This window comes from Sporosarcina quadrami, from assembly GCF_014836615.1.
Taxonomy (GTDB): Bacteria; Bacillota; Bacilli; order Bacillales_A; family Planococcaceae; genus Sporosarcina; species Sporosarcina quadrami.
The window spans coordinates 1-23,421 of sequence record NZ_JACSQN010000017.1 but is presented as its reverse complement, the minus strand read 5'-3'; the positions used below and the strand labels follow the sequence as shown (position 1 = coordinate 23,421).

Sequence of the window (23,421 nt, the reverse complement as noted above, 5' to 3'; positions counted from 1 at the left end):
GGCGGATGATTCGTGTAAAGGAGGAAGGAGGAAGTGCTATCCAACCTATCAGAGGTCGTTACGGACAATATCAAGTATTGCAAAAAGATGAGAAGTGCAAACGTCACTTAGTAGAAACCCACCTATTCTTTAAAGACAAATTAAATTTATTACTGAGGAAATCTAATCTACTAGCCATCAAACCTATACTAGGACCGCAAATAATTGAAGTGAAACGACGTGGTGGACTCTATGAACTGATAACTTGTGAAAGCCAAGGAAATTTTACAACGAGCGATGAATTGTATAATCATTTAACGAAGAAACTTTTGGTGAAAAGACCGTATATTATTCAATTACTTCCACAAAGTATACCTCTAACACAACATTCCTATTTTACACTTCAAAGAAAATCAACTTCTTCATATTGGCAAATTGCCAACCGTTCGACAATTGAAGATGGTTTATTTCAAAAAATGAATAATACATTTCAACAATGGAAATTGACTGATGTACTTCTTTCTATCGCCGAAAAGCTTGGGGATGCTTTCCCTACTTGCCACACAATCGTAATTGAAATGATTATTATGAATGGACAGTTTTGGTGTGTAGACACAATTTTACATGACCGAAACAGTAAGTGGAGTCAATACAATAGCCTTTCCATAAAAAAATCGTTACGTTCATTTGTCCCTAAAACGGAGTTATGTACACATCAGAATCTGGAAAGATTCTTAAAAAAATACCGTCAAGTCATACTAAAACCATGTATCGGCCAACAAGGGAAAGGAATAATCAAAATTAGTGCTAAATCTTTAACTTCTTTTGAGATACACGAAAGGAATAAAAGAAATGCGATACAAACGTATGAGGAGTTATATAAGTATATTAAACGCACCTATTTAACAAAAAAATATTATATCATTCAACAGTTTATCACTTTAGAATCGGTCAATAATTGCCCATATGATATTCGAGTCATAACACAAAAAGATAAAGAACAATGGTATGTTACAGGGATGCTAGTTAAATTAGCCGCAACTGACTATTTCGTTACGAATAGGGCCCAGCAATTACTTACGCTAGAAAAGGTTTTACGCAATACTACGAGTGATTGGAAGAGTAAAAGAAAGAAGCAATCAATTGAAAAGCTTTGCATGCGAGCTTCTAACATACTCGAGGAAAGTGTTGAAGGTATTTCAATTATCGGTTTTGATATTGGAATGGATGTATATGGGAAGCTTTGGATGATCGAAGCGAATTATGTACCAGCGCTTGCTATGTTCTATGGATTTGAAGACAATGAAGCGCATACTACTATCAACCACTTTATTTGTATGAATAAAAAACCAAAATAGAAAGGAGATAGGAATTGTGAAACCGATAGTTGTAAGCGACATAAAAGAGTTATTCAAAGGGAAAATTATCAGTGGTCATGCCAACTGGACCGTTACTGAAGCTATCTATTATAAGAGGCATGATCATACAAAACAAAATACGCTGTTATTTGTTAGTAGAAGGGATGAAGTAGACTGGAAGTCAATAGACGCGAAAGGTCCGTCTCTCGTCATTACAGACAAGCCGTTAGAAGAGTTACAAGCAGTATTATCGAATACTACCGTTATGAAAGTAGCGAGTCTTGTTCAGTCGTATTGGACATTCATCAATTATTATCGAAATCTATTTGATATTCCAGTTGTCACAATAACAGGTACATGCGGCAAAACGACAACGAAGGAAATGCTAAAGCATATGTTGAGTTTTGATAAGAATGTACAAACATCTATAAGTAGTAAAAATGAACCTCGGCGATCTTTTCCATACTTAGTCGGAATTGATGAACATACAGAGGCAGCTGTTTTTGAACATGGACTCGGTAATTCAGGTAACATTAAACACCAGTGTATGATATACCAACCAACAATCGGGATAATTACAAATATTGGTGTACACCACTTAGATGGGTGTTTGAATTTGGAAGGGTATATAAAAGCGAAAGAAGAAATTGTAGAAGGAATACGTAGTGGAGGAACACTCATCTTAAATGCAGATGATGAAAATACAAAAAAAGTACGTCTTAACAAATTTAAAGGGAAAATTATATTTGTAGGAACTGGACCAAAGGCATCTTTGAGAGCAAGTAATATCGAATTTGGTAATAAAGGGATGAATTTTGTCGTCCATTATGAAGGGAAAGCATTTAAAGCGTTTGTGCCTGGATTAGGAGACCATCAAGTTAGCAATGCCCTTGCAGCGCTTGCTGCTATGCAGGAGATGGGGATAGACATTGAAATCGCTATACGACGTTTAAAAACGTACAGGGAAATGAAACGCCATTTAGAAATGTCAAAAGGATTAAAGGGAAGTATAATCATCGATGATACGTGGACCAATAATCCTACATCCGTCAAAGCGGCTTTGCAAGTTGTTGACTCGATTGGCCAAGAAAAAAAAGTCATTCTAATTTTAGGTGACATTAATCGGTTAGGGAATTTCGAGAAGAAATACCATCGTGAAATTGGAAGCTTAGTTGCAACGAAAAAGGTACACACCCTCATAACAATTGGTAAAAAAGCCGAAGAAATTGCGCGACAAGCTGCAAAAGATGGTAGCGATGCAACGATAAAAATATTCGAAAGTGCAAATGACATCGGAAATTACGTTAACGAAATAGTAGACGAAAACTCTCTAGTGCTCATAAAAGGACCTATGTCTAGTCGCGCAATGATTGCACTCGCGGAGAGTTTAAAAAAATAATGAAAAAGAAGCACCTAACGATATGTTAAGTAGCTTCTTTTTCGTTATTTTGAGAGGACTCGTCTAGCCTGGACATAGTTTAACTTTGCCCATGACGATGAAAGGCTCTGTTTTTCCACATCACCCGAAGTAGATAGAGTAATGAATTGGTTGCCACCGATAAAAATACCCGTTTGCGTAATTGTTGTGCGTTTGTTATCTGTAGAGAAGAAAAGCACATCGCCTTTTTGTAAATTGGATTTCAGTACAGAAGAACCTATTTTCGCTTGTTGGCTAGCCGTTTTATATTTTAAGTCAATTCCTTGTTTATGAAATACATAATACGTAAAACCTGCACCCGTAAACGTTAACGTTTTTTCATTATAGACGTAACCGAATTTCGCTTTGTTCGTTAAACTTGTTGCGAAATTGATGACTTTATCCGCAGATGTTGTACCAGTTGAAGTTGGCGGCACTTGTTCTATAGGTGTTGACTCTGTTTTCGTATTAATAACCCGTTTTGCAGTAATGTAATGATCTTTATAATAGTCGACGAATAATACACGACTAATAACTCCATCTGAATTTGGGATGACTACACGGTGTTCACCTGCATAAATCCCGACTAAGCTAGGATTTTTGGAGCCTTTTACGCTGTTAAAGAATACAAGGTCTCCTTTTTGAAGGTTAGAGCGAGAAACCGTTGTTCCTTTTGACTGTAAAGAACTTAGAGTTGTAGCACCTAATGTAACGCCATTTTTCTTGTGAATATAATTGACAAAACCAGTACTAGTAAACTTTTTAGCGTTTTCGTTATTGATCGTACCGATTGTTGCAGTGTCTTTTAAATCATAAGCCAAACTGACAATATTATCAGCTTGCGTCGCTGGATTTGAAGGAAGTAAACTTGGGATTACTCTTCTTGCCCCCACGTAGGTATCAGTATAATACGGTTTACTGTCCATATCAGAAATGACGATATTTTGCTTAGAATCCGCCATATGAATAACTTTATTATCACCAATATACATAGCTACATGATCAGGATCAGTACCAGTCGTTTTACTCTTGAAAAACAACAGGTCGCCTTTTTGCCATTTGCCTTTAGCAACAGGGGTACCTTGTTGCATCATGTAATTTTCGTTATACGTTGCCAAGTCCACACCGTTTTTCTCAAATACATACATAAGGAATGTAGCGCAAGAAAATTTATACGGATAGGTCGGTTTATAGACTGCTGTGCTGTACGTAGATTTGCCAATTAAACTTTTAGCAGTCTGAATGAGTTGGTCAGCTTTAGCATTGACCACTTGTTGACTCGCTTGATTCGTGACAGTGGCGGCGGATACAGTAGATGACTGATCCAAAGACGGGATAGTGAGTGAGCTGACACTCAAACAAGTGACAAGAGCTGCAGTTAGTATTTTTTTATTCATACTTTACCTCCAAGTATCGATTTGCTATCTCGTGAACGATCGTAGCACGATTGACAAACCTTTTTTGGAGGGAATTTTCACCAATGCCTTACAGCTCATTGTACAAACCTTGCTGGGATAACGCTACATCGACTATTTTACAATTACATTACAGGCCGAAATAGGGAAAAATATGCATAAAAAAAGCATGAAGCGATGGGCTTTCATGCTTTTTCATATGAATAAACAAGTTCATTTACATTTGGATTGACGCTTACATATAAGTCGTGATTATCAAAATACCAATAGTCCCTGGCCTCAATGTAGAAGTGTATTCCTTTTTGTTCAACATGAACTTTCATTTCATCTGGAAGCTCTTTTGTAATACCGAGTGAAAATCCTTCGTGCAATGGACTAGAACCTCCGTATCTTGCAAAAAACTTAATATAATCTCCCGTTTTTGCTTCCATTTCTTTATGGAACCATTCGATCGCTTCTTCCGATAATACGATGTTCATTGCCATCCCGCCTTTTATAATTGTATTATAACCATTTCACTTTCGGCTCCGTACCTGCTTTAATGCGTGTAATGTTGGCACGATGACGATAAAAAATGAAAATGCCCATCAATCCAACAACAATCATTAGATAGAAATCGCCAGTCCATACATAATAACCGATACAGTAAATGAAACCGACCACCGCAACTATCATGGATGATAAAGAAACCATTTTAGTAATTTTCAATGCAACTAAAAATGTTAGTAGAACGAGAATGAAAATTGGCCAGTTATACCCGAGTAAGACACCTCCAGATGTAGCAACCGCTTTTCCACCCTTGAAATTTGCGAAAACAGGGAACATGTGACCAATTACCGCTACTACACCAACTAGTAGTGGGTGTATGCCGGCAGAGCTGAAAAAAGGCATCAATGCAAGAAGGACTGCTGCAGTACCCTTAAGAATATCAATAGCAGTTACGACAAGACCAGCCGTTTTACCGAGAACGCGGAACGTATTCGTCGCACCAAGGTTTCCACTGCCGTGTTGACGGACATCCGTGTTGTAAAATAGCTTACCGATCCAAAGTGCAGAAGGGATGGAGCCAAGTAAGTAAGCGAATAAAATAAGTAGAATAATTTCCATAACGCTCTCCTTTTACTATAATAATACGTATTCTCAGTTTAGCAGAAGTTGTAACGTCCCACAATGCAAGTTCGGTCGTTAGTAAATGGACAAATGATAAACGGACAATGCATCGTGAGTAAACATTTTCCACATCTAATTGCATTAAAACCATTTCTTCTATACAATTAATTGAGCGAGCTTCTTGAAACGTTGATTTGACAAGCTTTACAGGAAGCGATACGATATTATATAACTAACAAAGAGAACATTCGTTTGATGGGGGTTGCGATTTGACGAAGAAAGAAGAAGTATATACGTATGATGATGATTCAATTCAAATACTTGAAGGACTTGATGCAGTCAGGAAAAGACCAGGGATGTATATCGGTTCGACCGACTCCAGAGGCCTACACCATCTAGTGTACGAAATCGTCGACAATGCTGTCGATGAGGCGCTGGCAGGGTTTGGATCAGAAATTGATGTGACGATACACAAAGACGGCAGCATCGGTGTGCGAGACTTTGGACGCGGAATGCCAACAGGTATGCATAAAACAGGAAAGCCGACGACAGAAGTGATTTTAACCGTTCTTCATGCCGGAGGTAAATTTGGACAAGGTGGTTATAAAACAAGTGGCGGCTTGCACGGTGTTGGAGCATCTGTCGTTAATGCACTATCCGAATGGCTTGAAGTAACGATTTTCCGCGACGGGAAAAAGTTCCGACAGCGTTTTGAGAATGGCGGTAAACCAGTGACAACGCTTGAGGAAATTGGTACAACAAAAGAAAAAGGCACACTGATTCATTTCAAACCGGATCCGACAATCTTTTCATCTGTAAAATACCAATATGAATTGTTATCTGAACGTCTGCGGGAATCGGCTTTCTTATTAAAAGGTCTGAAAATCGTCTTACAAGAAGAAGGAACAGACAAACACGACACCTTTCATTATGAAACTGGTATCCAAGCCTTCATTTCCTATTTGAATGAAGAGAAAGATGTCATGCATGACGTGGCGTATCTAGAAGGTGTATCTGAAGAGATAGAAGTGGAGTTTGCATTCCAATTTACAGACGGCTATTCCGAGACGATTTTGTCATTCGTAAATAACGTACGGACAAAAGATGGCGGCACACATGAAACCGGTGCCAAAACGGCAATGACACGTGTATTTAATGAATATGCGCGTAAAACGGGCATATTGAAAGAAAAGGATAAAAATCTTGATGGCTCTGATATTCGTGAAGGTATATCAGCAATTATTTCAGTTCGGATCCCTGAAGAAATTCTTCAGTTCGAAGGACAGACGAAAGGGAAGCTTGGAACGAGTGAAGCGCGTACAGCTACTGACGCTATCATTTCTCAGCAATTACTCTATTTCCTAGAAGAGAATGCTGAATTGAGTGGAAACCTTATCCGTAAAGCCATCAGGGCTCATCAAGCGAGAGAAGCAGCACGAAAAGCACGTGAAGATGCTCGTTCGGGTAAAAAACGTCGTCGTTCGGATACTTTGCTGACAGGTAAATTAACACCTGCACAATCTCGTAATTCCGCTAAAAACGAATTGTATTTAGTCGAAGGTGACTCAGCAGGTGGTTCGGCCAAGCAAGGACGAGATCGTACTTTCCAAGCAATCTTGCCATTGCGTGGTAAAGTCATTAATACCGAAAAAGCAAAATTAGAAGATATTATGAAAAACGAAGAAATCAATACGATTATCCATGCAATCGGTGGCGGCGTCGGAGCGGATTTTCAAATTGATGATATCGCTTATGATAAAGTCATCATCATGACAGATGCGGATACGGACGGAGCACATATTCAAGTATTATTATTGACATTCTTCTACAGATACATGAAACCACTCATTGAAGCAGGCAAAGTGTTTATCGCATTGCCTCCGCTTTATAAAGTATTTAAAGGAACAGGTAAAAGTGAAAAACTCGCGTATGCCTGGACGGAAGCAGATTTGAATGAAGCGATCGGGAAAATAGGACGGGGCTATATGTTACAGCGTTATAAAGGTTTAGGTGAGATGAACGCTGATCAGCTTTGGGAAACAACTATGAATCCAGAAACTCGCACGTTAATTCGGGTTACAATCGAAGATGGTGCTCAATCCGAAAGACGTGTTACAACATTGATGGGTGATAAAGTTGAACCAAGAAGAAAATGGATTGAAAGCAATGTCGATTTCGGTACGGAAGATAAAAACATTTTAGAAAATGAATTTATACATGTTGAGGGGGAGTTTGAATGACTTCAACGGAGCGTTTTCAAGATCTCCCTTTAGAAGAGGTAATCGGGGATCGTTTTGGAAGATACAGTAAATACATTATTCAGGACCGTGCCTTGCCTGACGCAAGGGACGGCTTGAAGCCTGTTCAACGAAGAATTCTGTATGCGATGTACCATGAAGGGAATACGCATGAGAAGGCATTCCGGAAGTCTGCAAAGACGGTCGGTAACGTCATCGGTAACTACCATCCACACGGTGACACATCTGTATATGATGCAATGGTACGTATGAGCCAGGATTGGAAACTTCGCCATCTGATGGTTGATATGCATGGGAACAATGGTTCTGTGGACGGTGATTCTGCTGCAGCAATGCGTTATACAGAAGCAAGGTTGTCTGCAATTGCATCGGAAATGTTGCGTGATATTAATAAAGATACAGTCGAATTCATACCAAACTTTGACGATACTGAACCTGAGCCGACCGTTTTACCAGCTCGTTTTCCTAATTTGCTTGTTAACGGTTCCACAGGTATTTCAGCAGGATATGCAACCGATATTCCTCCGCATGCTCTTCACGAAGTGATTGATGCAGTGCTGATGAGAATGGAAAATGCTGATGTTTCCGTGGAAGAACTGATGACTGTCATAAAAGGACCTGATTTTCCGACTGGCGCAATCATTCAAGGAACAGATGGAATTAAAACCGCTTACGAGACGGGAAAAGGGCGTTTCATTATCCGGGCAAAATCGGAGATTGAACAGCTTAAAGCCGGGAAATCACAAATTGTTATTACGGAAATCCCATATGACGTCAATAAAGCCAACTTAGTCAAAAAAATCGATGAACTACGGCATGATCGCAAACTTGACGGTATTGCAGATGTACGGGACGAATCAGACCGTACAGGACTTCGGATTGTCATTGAAATGAAAAAAGATATGGATGGCAATGCAATCCTTCAATATTTATTGAAAAATACTGATCTCCAAATCACTTACAATTTTAACATGGTCGCAATATCAGATAGACGACCTACGTTAATGTCTCTTCCAATGCTACTTGATGCGTATATTGGTCATCAAAAAGATGTCATCACGAGAAGATCGATGTTTGATATTCAAAAAGCAAAGGACCGTCTCCATATTGTAGAAGGCCTTATGAAAGCTTTATCAATTTTGGATGAAGTTATTAAAGCGATACGAGCTTCTAAAGATAAACGGGATGCGAAGAACAATATCATTTCATTGTTTAATTTCACTGAAATCCAAGCTGAAGCAATTGTCTCTCTCCAATTATACAGATTGACAAATACAGACATTACCGAATTGAAAGCGGAAGATGCTGAATTGCGAAAGCTTATTGAGAAACTGGATGCCATTTTAAAGAGTGACAAAAAACTATCAAACGTCATTAAAAAAGAACTTTTGGAAATTCGAAAACAGTTTTCTGAACCTAGAAGGTCAGTAATAGAAGAAAAAATCGAGAATATTAAAGTTGATCTTGATATTTTAGTTCCGAGCGAAGATGTTGTTGTTTCCGTAACGAAAGACGGTTATGTGAAAAGGACGAGCATCCGTTCGTTCAGTGCTTCAAACGGCACTGGTCAGGATATGAAAGATTCCGATTTCAGCCTTTTGGAAGCTGTCATGAATACTCAACACCATTTGTTGCTATTTACTTCTCACGGCAACTATCTATACCAACCGGTGCATGAATTACCAGATATCCGTTGGCGCGACCTCGGCCAACATATATCTAGTATCATTTCTTTGGAGCCAAATGAAGAGATTATTAGTGCAATCGGTATTGAAAACTTCAACGAACAAACAGCTGTTCTCACAACGTCTGATAACGGTAATATAAAACTGTCTAAACTGGCAGATTATCAAGTTCAGCGTTATTCAAGGACATTTAAAGCAATGAATGTGAAAAAAGGCGACCGCATGGTAGATGTTCAACTTGTAAATGGTGAAGAAGACGTCATTCTGTTCACTGAGCAAGCCTATGCATTACGTTTCTCCTTGACAGAGTTATCGTTGACAGGCGTACGAACTTCAGGTGTCAAAGGGATTAATCTGAAACCTGAAGATAAGCTTGTTTCTATGCTCGTTGTAAAAGATGAAAATGAATCTGTTTTAATTGCGACCCAAAGAGGTTCTGTGAAACGAATTGCAATGAAAGAGATTGATCGTGCAGCAAGAGCGCAACGAGGGCTCGTAGTGTTAAAAGAGCTGAAGAGCAACCCGCATCGTATAGTCGGAACTGCTTTAGTCAAACCTGGTGAAACGGTTATATTAGCGACTAGTAAGGATAGCAAAGTACCAATAGAGGCTGGCGCGTTACGGCTTGTTGATCGATTGTCAAACGGAAGTGCTGTAATGAATGAAAGTAAAGACGGCCAAGTAGTGGCAGTTTATAAAGAAATAAAAGCTGAAACGAAATAATTGTTTAGCATACCAATCTGCATACCAACTTGCAGATTGGTATGCTTTTTTGTGCGACATTTGAAAAATTGTCGTGACTTTATAAGTCACCTATCGTATACTAATTCGACAATCGAAATATATATACGATCGGGGAAGAGACATGTGGAAAAACCGTAACGTTTGGATTATTCTTAGTGGAGAAATGATAGCTGGGCTTGGTTTATGGACCGGAATTATCGGCAATCTTGAGTTTCTGCAAGAAAAGATTCCATCTGATTTTGTGAAAGCAGTTATTTTGTCAATTGGCTTACTTGCAGGTATTGTCGCAGGTCCGACAGCTGGAAGAATTATTGACCAGTCACGCAAAAAAACAGTCTTACTTATAGCTGGGCTAGGAAGATTAGTAAGCGTACTATTCATGTTGTTGGCGATATCTACAGGGTCTGTTTGGTGGATGATCGCATTCATCGTATCAATACAGCTATCTGCAACATTTTACTTTCCAGCCTTACAATCTGCAATCCCGCTTGTTGTGAAGGATAAACACTTACTAGCGATGAATGGTATGCATATGAACGTTGCAACGATTGCCCGTGTTGCTGGTACGGCACTCGCCGGTGTCATGCTAGTTTATTGGTCGTTAGCATCTTTATATTGGATTTCTTTAATCGCTTATGGGCTACTGCTACTGTTTACAATGGCATTGAAGATTGATGAAGGGAAGGGGAGTAGTGATTCTGGCGACGCGACGCGCGCGAAAAGTGGATTCATGGATGTATTTCCTGTTTTGAAAGCTTTTCCATCGGTCGGGATGACATTAGTCATGACAATGATTCCTTTATTATTTCTTGGATCATTTAACTTAATCGTCATCAATCTGAGTGAGATTCAAGATTCTTCATCCATAAAAGGGCTAGTTTACACATTTGAAGGAATCGCATTTATGATCGGTTCATTTGCTGTTAAATATATCGCGCGCAAATGGAAAACGACTGTCATCTTATTTTTCTTTGCAACAATGGTAGCTGTTGCTGAGTTTATGCTGTTTTTTGCTAGCAGCATGATCATTACACTTAGTGCATTTGCGGTGTTAGGATTCGCTTTAGGTTGCTTTTTTCCGACAGCAATGGTTATTTTTCAGAAACAAATGCCAAAGGAATATCACGGTAGATTTTTCTCATTCCGCAATATGTTAGAAAGGGTCATGTTCCAAGTCGTTTTGTTAAGTACTGGAGCTTTTTTGGATATTGTAGGCTTGCAGACAATGGTTATCATTTTTGGTCTAATTAGTTTAAGTATGACGGGTATTTTTTTCATTCAGATGAAGCGAAGGAATATCATTTTGGAAGAACCAGCAATTGAACTTATAAATAAACCTGCAGCGGAAAACGTGTAAACGACCGTTGCAGGTTTTATTTTTTTCATATGCAACAAAAAAACGATTTTGTCTCAATGTTTCAAGTATACTTATAAATGATACTTAACTTCCTCAAATGTATATTATGACCACGGCACTAAAAACTATAGAGCTTATTTGACCTCTATTCTGTATCGGTAGTCTTTATTCTTGCAGTCCTCTACATCGATGAATTGCATGCTGTATTCAATTACGTCATTTATGAAGAGATTATTGTCTGCTGCTATTGTTTTTATTTCTTCGAATAGTTCTTTGTCATATGTTGTCTTGTAGTGTTTACGATCCTTAGGTCTAAGTTTCTTATCAAATGATATCTCTGTATCACAATCCAATAAGTTGATAAATCCACTTTCCAATAAATAATTGATATGTGTATTATTATTTTTAGCCAAAACGGCCAATTCATCAATTAGTGTTTTGCTTATTGTAGTTCTGAATTCGATTCGACTTTCATCTACAGTCTGATGTAATCTACCATTTTCTAATTTCCACATAATAACATCTCCTACTTTTTAATTTTAATAGCATGCTGAACCATTCTTAATCGTTTGTTTTCATTAAGGAGATCATCAGCTCCATAATATATGATAGAAGCCAGTTTAGGCAAATCTTGTTTTCCTTTTACCCAAATACGGAAGATATTTTTTCCTTTAACAGTTATTTCTGTTGTAATTTCAGTACGCAATTTCCATTTTCGAAAAACTTCCATTAAACCATCTGCAAACGGCTCGCTTGCAGTTGTTATATTCATGACATATCCTCGGTCTTGGACCCAGCCATCGCCATCAATAACACCTCTTATAAATGCTGGTAAGAACGGTTCTGGAACATCAGGAAACCCAACTGTATAGGATTTATTTGATGTGACGCCTAGTTGCTCAAGATTTAGCTGTATCATCTTGGAATTTATAATGAGCATTGGTATTGTTCTCGTACCAATAGGTTCTGCAATGATAGGTTCCGCATCCATCAGAAAGGCAACTTTCTGTAACAGTGTTTCATCTTTTTGTGATAGATAAACACTGTTATTTGTCTTACTAACATGGCCATCTGTTATAATTAACCCTAAAACCCAAGCCATTTCTGCTGTCCACGTCTGAAAAAAGGCCTCATTCACTTTATGGATTCTAGGCCTGCCAGTAGATCTTCTCTCGATTCCATGCTTTTTCATGACATTTCGAATTGCCCGATCAGTTAAACCGACTATCGGACAAATTTTTTCATAAGACAAACCACTTCTATAAAGTTCAATGATCATTTCATCGGTGACACCTCGAACTCTTGCCAATTCCCCTTCCCCTCCTTAGTTAGAACTTGCTATTAAACCCACTATACAAATATATGTTCGTGTTGTCAACTAATTAACAGAATAGAAAAACAAACGAAAACAGCCACCCACCGATAAGATGAATAGCTGTTCGTATATTATCGTTTTGTATATGTAACTCGATCGGTCGATTGTAATTGCCCAATAGTTGCTGCGCCTACGCCGAACATAGCCATACGCAGTTCCAATTCCTTCGTTTCCATTACTGACATGACCTCTTCAACAGATTGCGTCGCTTCTTTCAAAATGGAACGGCCAAAACCGACCATATGTGCACCAAGAGCAATCGTTTTAGCAGCATCTAAGCCATTATACATACCGCCACTAGCAATAATTGATTGTTCATTTATACTTTCACGCACAGACACAACACAGTCAACAGTCGGATTTCCCCAATCGCTGAATGTTTCAGCTGCAGCTCGTTTTACAGGTTCCTTGGAACGGAACTTCTCGACTTGGCTCCACGACGTCCCTCCAGCCCCTGCAACATCCACAAATGCGATGCCGACTTCACATAACTTCTTTGCAGTGACACCGTCTATACCCCAACCGACTTCTTTGACACCGACTGGTACACCAAGTCCGTTCGTCAATTCCTCGATTTTTCCTAATAAATCCTTAAAATTCAAATCTCCACTTGGTTGAATGACTTCCTGAATCGTATTCAGATGGAGTACAAGAGCATTTGCATCGCTCATTTCAATGATTTGTTTACATTTATCAATATTGAATCCGTAATTCAACTGCACTGCTCCGAGGTTTGCAATAATTGGTACATTCGGAGCGTATTTTCTCACTTGGAAAGAAGATCGATGTTCTTCACTTTCAATTAATGCACGCATCGAGCCAAGAGCAAGTACCCATCCTCTTTCTTCTGCTGCCATCGCTAGGTTTCTGTTAATCGTCTCCGCAAATGCAGCGCCGCCAGTCATCGAGCTAATGACGAAAGGAGTTGGACGCGCTTCTCCAAGGAATTTACTTTTAATAGAAATGTCGTTAAAGTCGATTTCAGGAAGGGCATTATGGATAAAATGTACTCTCTCAAGTCCCGTCGAAATATTATTTCCTGTTACTTTTTCATTCAATGTAATGTCGATATGTTCTGCTTTACGTTTATGGATTGAATCAGTCATTCGTCAGTCTCTCCTTCCCCATCAAACAAACACCTTCCATAGAAACAGTCAAATCCAATGGCTCGATTTGCGCAAGTTTCCACTTGTTCTTTACAACCTCTGCATTTTTCGGACTATCCATGAAAGCGATACCGCAATCTCCTCCACCAGCTCCGGAAGTCTTTCCCGCTCCATAGCAGTCCGCAATACGTATTAATTCTTCAAGTTTCGTCGTCTCAATTTTCGCATTCGCTTCATAGCCTAATTGTTGAAGCGCTAGACGGTTTCTTTTTAGACTTTGCAATGCACCATTGACGTTAACATTTTTGAAGCTATTTACCATATCGGAAACAGAATGTATACTTTCGTTAATGAATTTATCGAATAAATGAGGTTTTTTTTCTTGAAGTTGCCGGATTTTCACTATCATTTTGGATGTTGACATTTCACTACCTGTCCAGCCGACGCATAGAAGTAAATCAGTAGGCGGAACGATGGAATTCAACTGTAAACCTGGCCACTTTTCGTGAACGAGCGTATATATATTCGAGTCCCCTTGCAAATTTCTCAATAGCCACTCTGGATCGAATGTGCTGTAATGTAACCAACCACCAAAAGTTGAGGCAGCGATATCTGCACACGATCCATTTCCTTGAGTCATAAAATGTGCAATGGAAGCTAATTTATATATCAATTCTTTCGTAGGCTTTACACCAACCTCTTTGTGGCAATGTAAAACTGAAGCAATTACAGCTACTACGACCGCCGCACTAGAGCCGAGTCCATATTTTTTGCCTGATACATCATCCAGTTCACTTCTAATCGATAACGTGAACGGGACAGATTTCAAGCCCGCAGCACTAACATATTGATGGCATAAAGTAATAGCATTTTGAATGAACCTTAGCTTTGGTGCATTTTCACTGAATAGCAACTTGCCGTCCAATTCTTCCCAAGTAATCGCAGAAAGACCGAGTTGCGGCAAGTCTACGTGATTATGGCCACTAACTTTGCCAGTGGCATATACATACCGGTTAACTGCTGCAACGATACATTCACCTTCGGGTTCAAGGACAGCGTACTCTCCTGCGATAAACAGTTTACCAGGTACACGGATTTCATATGAAGATGTGTCCATGTATGCACGTCCTTTCACTTATGTATTCAAGTATTGAATTCCTGGGCCTGGATGGCATGGGAAGATGTTGCGCACACATTCCAGTTGCAGTAGTCGCATCTTTACAACGTCCTCATCTGCAGGCTGGCAAATCACTTTGACATTAGGACCAGCGTCGATTGTGAAATAGGCTAATATGCCATTCTCACGCATTTCCTGCACAGCTTGCATGACGTCAATTGTTGCACCTGTCCAATAAAGGAATGGCGGTTGTGCGCCTAATGTAGTTGCGTGCATTTTCATCGCATTTCGTTCTAGAACTGTGCCAAGTCGTTCAAAGTCTTGCGTATGTATTGCTTCTCTCGCAGAAGACAAATCTGATTCTAATGAATCTAACCAGCCGGTATAGAATGGAGAAGTTTCAACAGTCCTTCTCATTCCTTCTCTACTAAGGACCTTCTTCTGTTTCGCCTCCACCATGACAGACAGAACACTCAGATCCCAAAAGCTTTCAGGCATTATCTGCGTTGCAAACGAATCGGTGCCGTCTTGTCGAACACCTTTATGCCACTCTGCATAACCTCCGTAGATGGAACGGCTAGCTGAGCCTGATCCTTGTCGAGCGAGTATGGATAAGCCCTCATTAGAAATGTCGAATCCAAGTGCTTTTGTCGATGCCGCCGCTAATGCAGCAAAACCGGATGCAGACGAAGCAAAACCAGCTGCAGTCGGAACGTCATTTAACGAATCTACAATTGCAAACCCGCGGTAATTCGCAGTACGTCTAACAAGATCTAGAAAACGTGAAATCTTTCCTAGTTCATCTCCACCTAATTCTTTTCCATCTAAAACGAAAACATCCGCCTGTAAATCATCTCTAAATGTGACTGAAGTAGTTGTGTAAAAGCGATCAAGTGTGATGGAAATGCTATTATTCATCGGTAAGAACAATTGTTCGTCTCTTTTTCCCCAGTATTTAATTAATGCTATATTTGTATGCGCTCGCGCAGTTGCCTTCATTTTGTTCCCCTCACTTCATTCTCTTCTAGAACTTCTTAATGACGAGCTATTACGCTCTTCCAGGTTTGATAAGCACCTGCTTCTTTCAAGGAAGCACTTAAAACTTCAGCATGCTGCTCGTCTTTCGCGAGTGCAAGAATACATCCGCCTCTGCCGCCTCCAGTCAATTTTGCACCTAGCGCGCCATTGTTTCTTGCGTTCATAATAAGCTTGTCCAACACTTTATCACTTACTCCGAGTATGGACAGTTCCTGTTGTGCGAGATTCAGACACGTTCCCACTTGAGACAAGTCACCAACTGCTAAAGCTTGTTGGCATTCAAATGTATAGTCCCCTAACAGATCTATCGATTTCCGCGCAACTGCTAAGTTATTCCGATACATGGATCGGATATTTTCTACAGCTGTACGCGTATCACCAAATTGTCCGGAATCAGCAACCACGATATGTATCGGTTTTTCAATCATTAACGATTTTGTTTCTTTACCTTTTTGGAACCAAATCGGAGAATTATTACATGTTGCTTCCATGTCGATGCCACTAGGATTACCATGAGCATGTGTTTCTGCAATCTGGACGAGATGCATTTGAACATCTTTCCTTAGCGGTGCATCATAATAATTGAAAATGGCTTTTACGACAGCATGCGCAACCGCTGCACTCGATCCTAGGCCTCTCCCTGACGGAATCGTTGACTCGATATGAATAGCCAAATTGGCAGGTGATACATTCAACAGTTCAAATGTTTCATCCACACTTGCTTTAATGCCGGAAAGCTCATCAGGTGCATCGAGAAGAACACCGTTGAAATATTTGCTTGAAAACCATATTGTGTTTTTCCCATCGGTCAATTCACCTTGCCCAACGATCGCTTTTACATTCACTTCATGAAAAGGGATGGCGATCGCAGGCTTATCGTATACAACTGAATGTTCCCCAATCAAGATTACCTTTCCATGGGCTATTCCTTCTGCTCTTCTGGACATGCGTGTCCCTCACTTCTTAAAAAATTAACGATTGAGATCATTTAATGCGAATTAATTCTTTTTCATTATAGGGCACATACAGCTTCTTTTCAGCTATTTGGCTTATTTCGTCGCTTCTTTGATACATTACTAGCATATGAAAAAATGATTGCCCGTCTTATCGTTATTGTATTCAAAATAACTGGTTCAAAAACAAAGAGATTTTTTCAATATGATTATTTCAATCGATTCATTTTAGTTTTACTGTATTTGTCCTACAGATTGGAGAATTTGTTCGAGTTTTGCATGCTTAAAATCACGGTTTACACTTTATATTATCATGTAAAGCGCGTAAGAACGATTTAAATTCATACTTTAGCGAACATGGATTAAAGAGGCGTAGTTGGCTTACGAAAGAATGTATGCTAAATTTGAATCGGCATAATAAACCAACACTTCGGGGCAAGGTGAAATTCCTTACCGGCGGTGATCGAGCATTTAGCTCGTTAGTCCGTGACCCGTTCTTCTACTATGAAGACGGTGGAGCTGGTGTAACTCCGGCACCGACAGTTAAAGTCTGGATGGGAGAAGTTGTTAGTGTTTATTCGCCATGCCCTTTACTATCTGCCCTTTCAATTAAGAAAGGGGGAAAAGCGATGAATCATGAAGATTATATGAAATTGGCAGTTGACCTTGCGAAAACAGCAGAAGGCCATACTTCTCCAAACCCACTAGTCGGGGCAGTATGTGTCAAGAATGGCCAAGTTGTAGGGATAGGCATGCATATTCAAGCTGGAATGCCTCATGCTGAAGTGCATGCTTTAGTAATGGCAGGCATTCATGCAAGTGAAGCTGACCTCTACGTTACACTTGAGCCGTGTGCACATACCGGGAAAACGCCGCCGTGTACAAATGCTATTATCAATAGCGGTATTCGCCGTGTTTTCATCGCATCTACAGATCCTAATCCTCTCGTCAATGGTCGAGGGATAAGGCTTCTTAGAGCTGCAGGAATCGAAGTGATTGTAAATGTGTGCAAAGAAGAGGCAGATTTTATTAATCGGGCATATTTTCATTTTAGTAAAAACAAACAACCGTATATTACATTGAAGGCCGCCACTACTCTAGACGGTCGTCTAGCAACGCATACCGGGGATAGCAAATGGATTACTTCAGAACAGTCAAGATTGGACGTCCATACCCTCCGCCATACCCATGATGCAATTGTTGTAGGTGTAAATACGATTCTTCACGATAATCCTTTCCTCACCACCCGTTTGCCCCATGGTGGAAAGAACCCAATACGAGTTATTTTAGACAGGCGTCTTAGGACGCCGACCAGTGCACATGTCATTATGGACAAAGCTGCTGAAACCATCATTTTCACGAATGAATCCATTGAAACTAGTCATCGCTATGAGGAATTCCCGCTCGTCACTATTGAGAGCATTCCTTCTGATGTAGATTTTTTATGCGAAGTTGTTAAACGTCTTGGACAAAAAAATGTGATGAAACTGCTCATTGAAGGAGGCAGTCAAATCCATTCTAGTTTTATCGACGCGTGTTTAGCGAATGAAGTGTATTTGTATATGGCACCCAAGCTAATTGGTAATGGCCCTTCCCTATTCATGGATAATTCACGCTCTCTCATATCTGAATCTGTATATCTGAATATCATTGATGTAAAAAACTTTGATAACGACATTCGAATTCACGCTCTTTTTTCAGATGGGGGTGAACAATGATTGTTTACAGGTATTGTAGAAGAAATAGGAATGGTGAATGCAATAACTAGGGGCTCATCTTGTATGCAACTCGTTATAGGATGCTCAAAAGTACTGTCTGATGTGACCAAAGGCGATAGTATTTCTGTAAACGGTGTCTGTCTCACAGTCTCAACGTATACGGCAACGCACTTCATTGCTGATATAATGCCTGAGACTTTTAAAGCTACGACATTATCATACATGAAGCGTGGAAATGCTGTGAATTTAGAGCGAGCTATGCCTGCTAACGGTCGCTTCGGTGGACATATTGTGTCAGGACATATCGACTCGATAGGAAAGATTGCAGATTTACGCAAAAAAGAAAATGCACTTTACGTGGATATCCATATCGATGATAGTCTCCTTATCTATCTTGTGCCGAAAGGATCAGTTACTGTTGACGGAACTTCATTGACAATTATTAATGTATTTGACAAAGGTTTTACGATTTCACTTATTCCAACTACACAAATTGATTCGATTATTGGACAGAGACGTATAGGAGACTATGTAAATATTGAATGTGATATTTTAGCGAAATATATAGAACGAATACTTATGAAACAGAAAACGCATTCGGATGGCGGGTTGACTATGGAGTCACTTACTATGAATGGATTTATAGGATGAGGATGTGTGAGGGATGTTTGCTACTGTTGAAAAAGCAATTGAAGAATTGAGACAAGGTAAAGCTATTATTGTAGTGGATGACGAAAACCGCGAAAATGAAGGCGATTTTGTAGCGTTGGCAGAATTTGCAACACCTGAAATGATTAACTTTATGGCGACTGAAGGCAGAGGGTTAATATGTGTGCCGATTAATCAACAAAAATGTGATCAGTTAGCGTTAATTCCTATGGTTTCAGCTAATACCGATGTGCATGGCACTGCCTTTACAGTGAGTATTGATCATGCAGATGTGCATACAGGAATATCCGCATTTGAACGATCGGAAACCATTTTAAGAATGCTAGATCAAACACTCAAACCGACAGATTTTAGACGACCAGGACATATTTTCCCTTTAATGGCCAAGGAAGGCGGCGTGTTAACACGTGCTGGACATACAGAAGCAGCTGTCGACTTGGCAATTTTATCAGGTGCACAGCCTGCTGGAGTCATTTGTGAAATTATGAATGCGGATGGCACAATGGCTACAGGTGAGGCACTTGAAAAAATCGCAAACAAGCATGATTTAGTTATTTTAACGATCGAACAAATAGTCGCTTACCGGAAAAAAAATGAAGTACTTATTGAACGGATCGTCGATACTCATTTACCGACTGCATTTGGAGATTTCACAGCGTATACGTATGTTGAAAAATTGACGGGTAAAGAGCATATTGCTTTCGTAAAAGGTTGTTTGAAGAGTGCCGACTCCCCTCTCGTCAGAATACATTCTGAGTGTTTGACAGGTGACGTTTTTGGTTCATGCCGTTGTGATTGCGGTCCTCAGCTACATGCAGCTCTCGAGCACATAGAAGAAGCAGGAGTCGGCGTTTTGCTCTATATGCGTCAAGAAGGACGAGGCATCGGACTCGTCAATAAAATGAAAGCTTATAAACTTCAAGAACAAGGCTATGACACAGTCGAGGCAAACGCCTTATTAGGATTCGATGATGATTTGCGAGAGTACTACTTGAGCGCTCAAATATTAACAGATCTATCATGTACGCAAATAAAATTGCTAACAAATAACCCGCGGAAAATAAAAAGTCTACAAACATTCGGAATTACAATTACAAAACGCATACAATTGGAAGTACCTGTACAACAAGCTAATGAAAAATACATGCATACAAAGCAAATTAAGATGGGTCATTTATTGAATTTATGAGGGGGAAATGGGCATGAACGTTACGTATGAAGGCCATTTAATTGGAACGGATTTGCGAATAGGAATAGTCGTATCCAGATTTAATGAATTCATTACAGGAAAACTGCTTGGCGGAGCGCAAGATGCGTTAATTAGACACGGGGTGTCAACGAACAATATTGAAATCGCCTGGGTACCAGGTGCGTTTGAAATACCGATCGTTGCAAAAAAAATGGCATCGTCAAAAAAATATGATGCGATTATCACTTTGGGTACAGTGATAAGAGGAGCAACACCTCACTTTGACTACGTCTGCAGTGAAGTATCAAAGGGTGTTGCCTCACTGAATATGACAGAAGGTATTCCAGTATTATTTGGTATTTTGACGACTGAAACGATTGAACAAGCTGTAGAGCGGGCAGGTACGAAAGCCGGCAATAAAGGTTGGGACGTTGGAATAGCTGCTATTGAAATGGCAAACTTGTTAAAACAAATGGATTAAGAAACAAAAAGGTAGAAGGGATTTGATTCCCCTCTACCTTTTTTGATGCCAATAACGAATTAGACACCCATTTTTCTACTTGATTGTGTTACTGGTTTTGATTGTTGGCTTTTCATTTTAGGTCCTTGTTGCATTGGGTTTCCTTTTGGCTTGTTTGTTGCATTCTTATTCTTTTTCGCTTCAAGCTGTTGCTTGACTGCATCTTTCAAACTAATTTTCCCTTTTGGTTCAGACATTGCTTTTCCTCCTTAGTGGACAGTGTTTTCTTATTGGTTTCTAAATCGTACCATTTAATGTATGAGATTGTCTACACAGTAACACGGATTTTCCCTCCAGCTCCTCTGCAACTTAAATCTTCATTTTTCTTTCGAACCGTTCGCACTATCAATTCTCCATTGACGAAGAACTAACCAAAGTAACGTAAACATGCAAAAGGCTACTACTTCAAGTGATAGTAGGTACCATGGATATGGCCCTAAAAAGTCCAATAAACTTCCATTCACTGGCTTCATTTGTAAAAACATATAATTTCCATCTACTAACCAGTTGACGATCATAATAGCAGGCACTAGCGCATTAATGATAATAAATGCTTTCACTACACTTTTGAACGTTGGCTTATAGCCCCTCACCCAAACATAATAAAGTCCAGTTAGAATAATTCCTGCATGTGTAAAGAAAAAATGAAAAAAGCGGAAATGTGGAAAATTCATATCTAAATCAGGAGTAAGCATTGCTTGAAAAGCTCCGCCAATACCTGCGAACAAAACAAAATCTATGAAATGCCTGTTTCCCGTCCATAACAATAATATTGTTGCTAACAATGATATACTACAAAGCTCAAGCGGTAAAGAAGACGCCAAGCCCCATCTATCCGTTTGAATCATCCATAAGTAGTATAAACCATCAATGACGAATAATGATATAGCTGCGATGCGTTCAAATCGTTTCGCGTTGATTGGTGCTACTCTCAACTTTTTCCGATAGCGATACAGAAGTATAACTGCGGCTAAGAAAACGCTGAGGGCAACTAGATGGACAGTAGAAAACATGACAAATGGTTCATTCATCAGCAACACCCCTTATAACCTTCTCTCTCAATAACAATAGACGAAATAATAAATAAAGGGTTCGTTTCCTAGCGTTTTATTACAGATTTCCTAGTTGTAAAATCGACTTCCTCATAATAAGCATCTTTGACAAGCAGATTTGGCCCTAAACATTGAACAGCTGGACAATGGCAACTAATCGTTTTGGCGAGTGGGCTTTCCAACCAACGGTCCAGCATGCTCGGAAGCGAATCAGTTGAAATGTTGCCCATAGGTGGTGTGTCACCAAAATCGGTGACAATCACATCTCCTGTAAAAATATTGACGTTTAAACGTGATCGTCCATCAGGATCATTTCGAACCGAAACATTTTTACTGCTATAAATGCGGTTTAATAAGGTTGTGTCTTCTTCTTTTGGGCTGCATGGATAAAATGGCAATGTCCCGAAGAGCATCCAAGTCTGTTCATCACGAACATCCAATATGTCATGTAGCGCATTACGGGTTTCCTCGAGTGACAACACTTCTAATGAACTTGCAAAATCACTTGGATACATTGGATGTATTTCATGTCGAGCACACTTCATCTCTTCGACAACTTGTTTATGGATCGATTTCAAATGCGGCAATGTCCGTTTGTTCAACATCGTTTCAGCGGAAACCATAACCCCCATTTCAGCCAAAGCTCTGCTATTATCGATCATACGCTCAAATTGTTCTGCTCTTCGTTTCCGAGGTGGTTGTCTCTCCATATTGGCGAATCCGCCGTCCACGAAATCGTCCGCTGTTCCCCAGTTATGCGAGATATGTAATACATCTAAGTAAGGTGCAATCATTTCATACCGGTCAAGTGGCATCGTCAAGTTCGAATTCAATTGTGTTTTAACTCCACGCTGATGGGCGTATTTCAATAAAGGAAGTACTACATTCTCAACAGATTTCTTTGAAAACATCGGCTCTCCACCTGTAATACTAATCGTGCGCAGATGTGGAATTTCATCTAATCGGGCAGTTAGTAGCTCAATCGGTAAAGCGTCGGGATCCTTAGGCTGCAACATATAACCTACAGCGCAATGCTCACAACGCATATTACATAAATAAGTAGTCGTGAATTCGATACTCGATAACGTCATTTTTCCATGTTCTTTCATGTCCAGATAAGCTTCCCACGGATCATGAAATGGCGTCATTTCGTTGTTCTTTGTAATAATCTCAGCGATTTTTGTCATTTTTATCAAAACTCCTAAAAAGTATAAGTAACTAAATAAGTATGTACTTGTAATCCGAGTTATTCAAGGACAAAATGAAAAACACCTTATCTGAAAATGAAGTGCACCCCAAAAGTTAGAGTAGAAAATCTAACTTTTGGGGTGTTTTATTGTGGTTAAATATACGGATGATTT

The 23,421-nt window shown here is 39.6% G+C and carries 21 protein-coding genes and 1 riboswitch; of the genes, 9 read left to right on the top strand and 12 right to left on the bottom strand.

Going from position 1 to position 23,421, the window contains the following annotated elements; all coding sequences use genetic code 11:
* Positions 1 to 5 precede the first annotated feature (5 nt).
* Entirely contained in the window at positions 6 to 1,337 is a 1,332-nt protein-coding gene (locus H9649_RS15175; protein ID WP_191695742.1) for a YheC/YheD family protein, read from the top strand.
* A 16-nt stretch (positions 1,338 to 1,353) separates the two neighbouring features.
* Positions 1,354 to 2,736 (top strand): Mur ligase family protein, encoded by a 1,383-nt coding sequence (locus H9649_RS15170; protein ID WP_191695741.1) that lies wholly within the window; start codon positions 1,354 to 1,356, stop codon positions 2,734 to 2,736.
* Between the two features lie 44 nt (positions 2,737 to 2,780).
* Here H9649_RS15170 and H9649_RS15165 read toward each other — a convergent pair whose 3' ends face one another.
* The 3 genes from H9649_RS15165 to plsY form a co-directional block, all read right to left on the bottom strand.
* Positions 2,781 to 4,151 carry a C40 family peptidase gene (locus H9649_RS15165; protein WP_191695740.1) on the bottom strand — a complete coding sequence of 457 codons (1,371 nt, stop codon included), beginning with the start codon at positions 4,149 to 4,151 and terminating at the stop codon, positions 2,781 to 2,783.
* Positions 4,152 to 4,354: 203 nt separating this feature from the next.
* Positions 4,355 to 4,648, bottom strand: a complete 294-nt coding sequence (locus tag H9649_RS15160; RefSeq protein ID WP_191695739.1) for a HesB/YadR/YfhF family protein — start codon at positions 4,646 to 4,648, stop codon at positions 4,355 to 4,357.
* A gap of 25 nt (positions 4,649 to 4,673) precedes the next feature.
* Positions 4,674 to 5,276, bottom strand: a complete 603-nt coding sequence (gene plsY, locus H9649_RS15155) for a glycerol-3-phosphate 1-O-acyltransferase PlsY (RefSeq protein ID WP_191695738.1) — start codon at positions 5,274 to 5,276, stop codon at positions 4,674 to 4,676.
* Positions 5,277 to 5,548: 272 nt separating this feature from the next.
* Here plsY and parE point away from each other — a divergent pair, with 272 nt between their 5' ends.
* The 3 genes from parE to H9649_RS15140 all read left to right on the top strand — a co-directional run bounded on the left by parE (position 5,549) and on the right by H9649_RS15140 (position 11,323).
* Positions 5,549 to 7,519 (top strand): DNA topoisomerase IV subunit B, encoded by a 1,971-nt coding sequence (gene parE, locus H9649_RS15150; protein WP_191695737.1) that lies wholly within the window; start codon positions 5,549 to 5,551, stop codon positions 7,517 to 7,519.
* Positions 7,516 to 9,945 carry a DNA topoisomerase IV subunit A gene (parC, locus tag H9649_RS15145; protein ID WP_191695736.1) on the top strand — a complete coding sequence of 810 codons (2,430 nt, stop codon included), beginning with the start codon at positions 7,516 to 7,518 and terminating at the stop codon, positions 9,943 to 9,945. The genes parE and parC overlap by 4 nt, the downstream gene beginning before the upstream one ends.
* A 142-nt stretch (positions 9,946 to 10,087) precedes the next feature.
* On the top strand, positions 10,088 to 11,323 hold the full coding sequence (locus tag H9649_RS15140) for an MFS transporter (RefSeq protein WP_191695735.1): 1,236 nt from the start codon (positions 10,088 to 10,090) through the stop codon (positions 11,321 to 11,323).
* A 134-nt stretch (positions 11,324 to 11,457) separates the two neighbouring features.
* On the opposite strand, the gene H9649_RS15135 is transcribed toward H9649_RS15140, so the two are convergent.
* The 6 genes from H9649_RS15135 to mvk all read right to left on the bottom strand — a co-directional run bounded on the left by H9649_RS15135 (position 11,458) and on the right by mvk (position 16,906).
* Positions 11,458 to 11,838 carry an rRNA methyltransferase gene (locus tag H9649_RS15135; RefSeq protein WP_191695734.1) on the bottom strand — a complete coding sequence of 127 codons (381 nt, stop codon included), beginning with the start codon at positions 11,836 to 11,838 and terminating at the stop codon, positions 11,458 to 11,460.
* A gap of 11 nt (positions 11,839 to 11,849) precedes the next feature.
* Positions 11,850 to 12,632 carry an LAGLIDADG family homing endonuclease gene (locus tag H9649_RS15130; RefSeq protein ID WP_191695733.1) on the bottom strand — a complete coding sequence of 261 codons (783 nt, stop codon included), beginning with the start codon at positions 12,630 to 12,632 and terminating at the stop codon, positions 11,850 to 11,852.
* A gap of 137 nt (positions 12,633 to 12,769) precedes the next feature.
* Positions 12,770 to 13,804: a type 2 isopentenyl-diphosphate Delta-isomerase gene (gene fni, locus H9649_RS15125; protein WP_191695732.1), complete on the bottom strand. Its 1,035-nt coding sequence runs from the start codon at positions 13,802 to 13,804 to the stop codon at positions 12,770 to 12,772.
* Positions 13,797 to 14,921 carry a phosphomevalonate kinase gene (locus tag H9649_RS15120; protein WP_191695731.1) on the bottom strand — a complete coding sequence of 375 codons (1,125 nt, stop codon included), beginning with the start codon at positions 14,919 to 14,921 and terminating at the stop codon, positions 13,797 to 13,799. Before H9649_RS15120 ends, fni begins: the two co-directional genes overlap by 8 nt.
* An 18-nt stretch (positions 14,922 to 14,939) precedes the next feature.
* Positions 14,940 to 15,920 (bottom strand): diphosphomevalonate decarboxylase, encoded by a 981-nt coding sequence (gene mvaD, locus H9649_RS15115; protein ID WP_191695730.1) that lies wholly within the window; start codon positions 15,918 to 15,920, stop codon positions 14,940 to 14,942.
* 35 nt (positions 15,921 to 15,955) lie between these two features.
* On the bottom strand, positions 15,956 to 16,906 hold the full coding sequence (mvk, locus tag H9649_RS15110) for a mevalonate kinase (RefSeq protein ID WP_191695729.1): 951 nt from the start codon (positions 16,904 to 16,906) through the stop codon (positions 15,956 to 15,958).
* Between the two features lie 428 nt (positions 16,907 to 17,334).
* Positions 17,335 to 17,482: riboswitch (FMN riboswitch) on the top strand.
* Positions 17,483 to 17,541: 59 nt separating this feature from the next.
* Here mvk and ribD point away from each other — a divergent pair.
* The 4 genes from ribD to ribH are packed head-to-tail and all read left to right on the top strand — an operon-like array spanning position 17,542 to position 20,969.
* Complete coding sequence (ribD, locus tag H9649_RS15105) at positions 17,542 to 18,630, top strand: bifunctional diaminohydroxyphosphoribosylaminopyrimidine deaminase/5-amino-6-(5-phosphoribosylamino)uracil reductase RibD (RefSeq protein ID WP_191695728.1); 1,089 nt, start codon at positions 17,542 to 17,544, stop codon at positions 18,628 to 18,630.
* Positions 18,631 to 19,281: a riboflavin synthase gene (ribE, locus tag H9649_RS15100; RefSeq protein ID WP_191695727.1), complete on the top strand. Its 651-nt coding sequence runs from the start codon at positions 18,631 to 18,633 to the stop codon at positions 19,279 to 19,281.
* A 13-nt stretch (positions 19,282 to 19,294) separates the two neighbouring features.
* Positions 19,295 to 20,488 (top strand): bifunctional 3,4-dihydroxy-2-butanone-4-phosphate synthase/GTP cyclohydrolase II, encoded by a 1,194-nt coding sequence (locus H9649_RS15095; RefSeq protein ID WP_191695726.1) that lies wholly within the window; start codon positions 19,295 to 19,297, stop codon positions 20,486 to 20,488.
* A 13-nt stretch (positions 20,489 to 20,501) separates the two neighbouring features.
* A complete protein-coding gene (gene ribH, locus H9649_RS15090; RefSeq protein ID WP_191695725.1) occupies positions 20,502 to 20,969 on the top strand; it encodes a 6,7-dimethyl-8-ribityllumazine synthase in 468 nt (155 codons plus the stop codon).
* 59 nt (positions 20,970 to 21,028) lie between these two features.
* Here the strand turns inward: ribH and H9649_RS15085 are convergent, their stop codons facing one another.
* From H9649_RS15085 to yfkAB, 3 genes are all read right to left on the bottom strand, one after another.
* Positions 21,029 to 21,205, bottom strand: a complete 177-nt coding sequence (locus tag H9649_RS15085; RefSeq protein ID WP_191695724.1) for a hypothetical protein — start codon at positions 21,203 to 21,205, stop codon at positions 21,029 to 21,031.
* Between the two features lie 120 nt (positions 21,206 to 21,325).
* Entirely contained in the window at positions 21,326 to 22,039 is a 714-nt protein-coding gene (locus H9649_RS15080) for a YwaF family protein (RefSeq protein ID WP_191695723.1), read from the bottom strand.
* A gap of 68 nt (positions 22,040 to 22,107) precedes the next feature.
* Positions 22,108 to 23,247 (bottom strand): radical SAM/CxCxxxxC motif protein YfkAB, encoded by a 1,140-nt coding sequence (yfkAB, locus tag H9649_RS15075; RefSeq protein ID WP_225229926.1) that lies wholly within the window; start codon positions 23,245 to 23,247, stop codon positions 22,108 to 22,110.
* Positions 23,248 to 23,421: the final 174 nt, after the last annotated feature.

Coding starts and splice junctions, on each gene's coding strand:
- H9649_RS15095 (WP_191695726.1), top strand. CDS start 19,295: ATGTTTGCTACTGTTGAAAAAGCAATTGAAGAATTGAGACAAGGTAAA.
- parC (WP_191695736.1), top strand. CDS start 7,516: ATGACTTCAACGGAGCGTTTTCAAGATCTCCCTTTAGAAGAGGTAATC.
- H9649_RS15080 (WP_191695723.1), bottom strand. CDS start 22,039: ATGAATGAACCATTTGTCATGTTTTCTACTGTCCATCTAGTTGCCCTC.
- mvaD (WP_191695730.1), bottom strand. CDS start 15,920: ATGAAGGCAACTGCGCGAGCGCATACAAATATAGCATTAATTAAATAC.
- H9649_RS15175 (WP_191695742.1), top strand. CDS start 6: ATGATTCGTGTAAAGGAGGAAGGAGGAAGTGCTATCCAACCTATCAGA.
- H9649_RS15120 (WP_191695731.1), bottom strand. CDS start 14,921: ATGGACACATCTTCATATGAAATCCGTGTACCTGGTAAACTGTTTATC.
- fni (WP_191695732.1), bottom strand. CDS start 13,804: ATGACTGATTCAATCCATAAACGTAAAGCAGAACATATCGACATTACA.
- plsY (WP_191695738.1), bottom strand. CDS start 5,276: ATGGAAATTATTCTACTTATTTTATTCGCTTACTTACTTGGCTCCATC.
- ribH (WP_191695725.1), top strand. CDS start 20,502: ATGAACGTTACGTATGAAGGCCATTTAATTGGAACGGATTTGCGAATA.
- H9649_RS15085 (WP_191695724.1), bottom strand. CDS start 21,205: ATGTCTGAACCAAAAGGGAAAATTAGTTTGAAAGATGCAGTCAAGCAA.
- ribD (WP_191695728.1), top strand. CDS start 17,542: ATGAATCATGAAGATTATATGAAATTGGCAGTTGACCTTGCGAAAACA.
- yfkAB (WP_225229926.1), bottom strand. CDS start 23,247: ATGACAAAAATCGCTGAGATTATTACAAAGAACAACGAAATGACGCCA.
- H9649_RS15160 (WP_191695739.1), bottom strand. CDS start 4,648: ATGAACATCGTATTATCGGAAGAAGCGATCGAATGGTTCCATAAAGAA.
- H9649_RS15140 (WP_191695735.1), top strand. CDS start 10,088: ATGTGGAAAAACCGTAACGTTTGGATTATTCTTAGTGGAGAAATGATA.
- H9649_RS15135 (WP_191695734.1), bottom strand. CDS start 11,838: ATGTGGAAATTAGAAAATGGTAGATTACATCAGACTGTAGATGAAAGT.
- mvk (WP_191695729.1), bottom strand. CDS start 16,906: ATGTCCAGAAGAGCAGAAGGAATAGCCCATGGAAAGGTAATCTTGATT.
- H9649_RS15165 (WP_191695740.1), bottom strand. CDS start 4,151: ATGAATAAAAAAATACTAACTGCAGCTCTTGTCACTTGTTTGAGTGTC.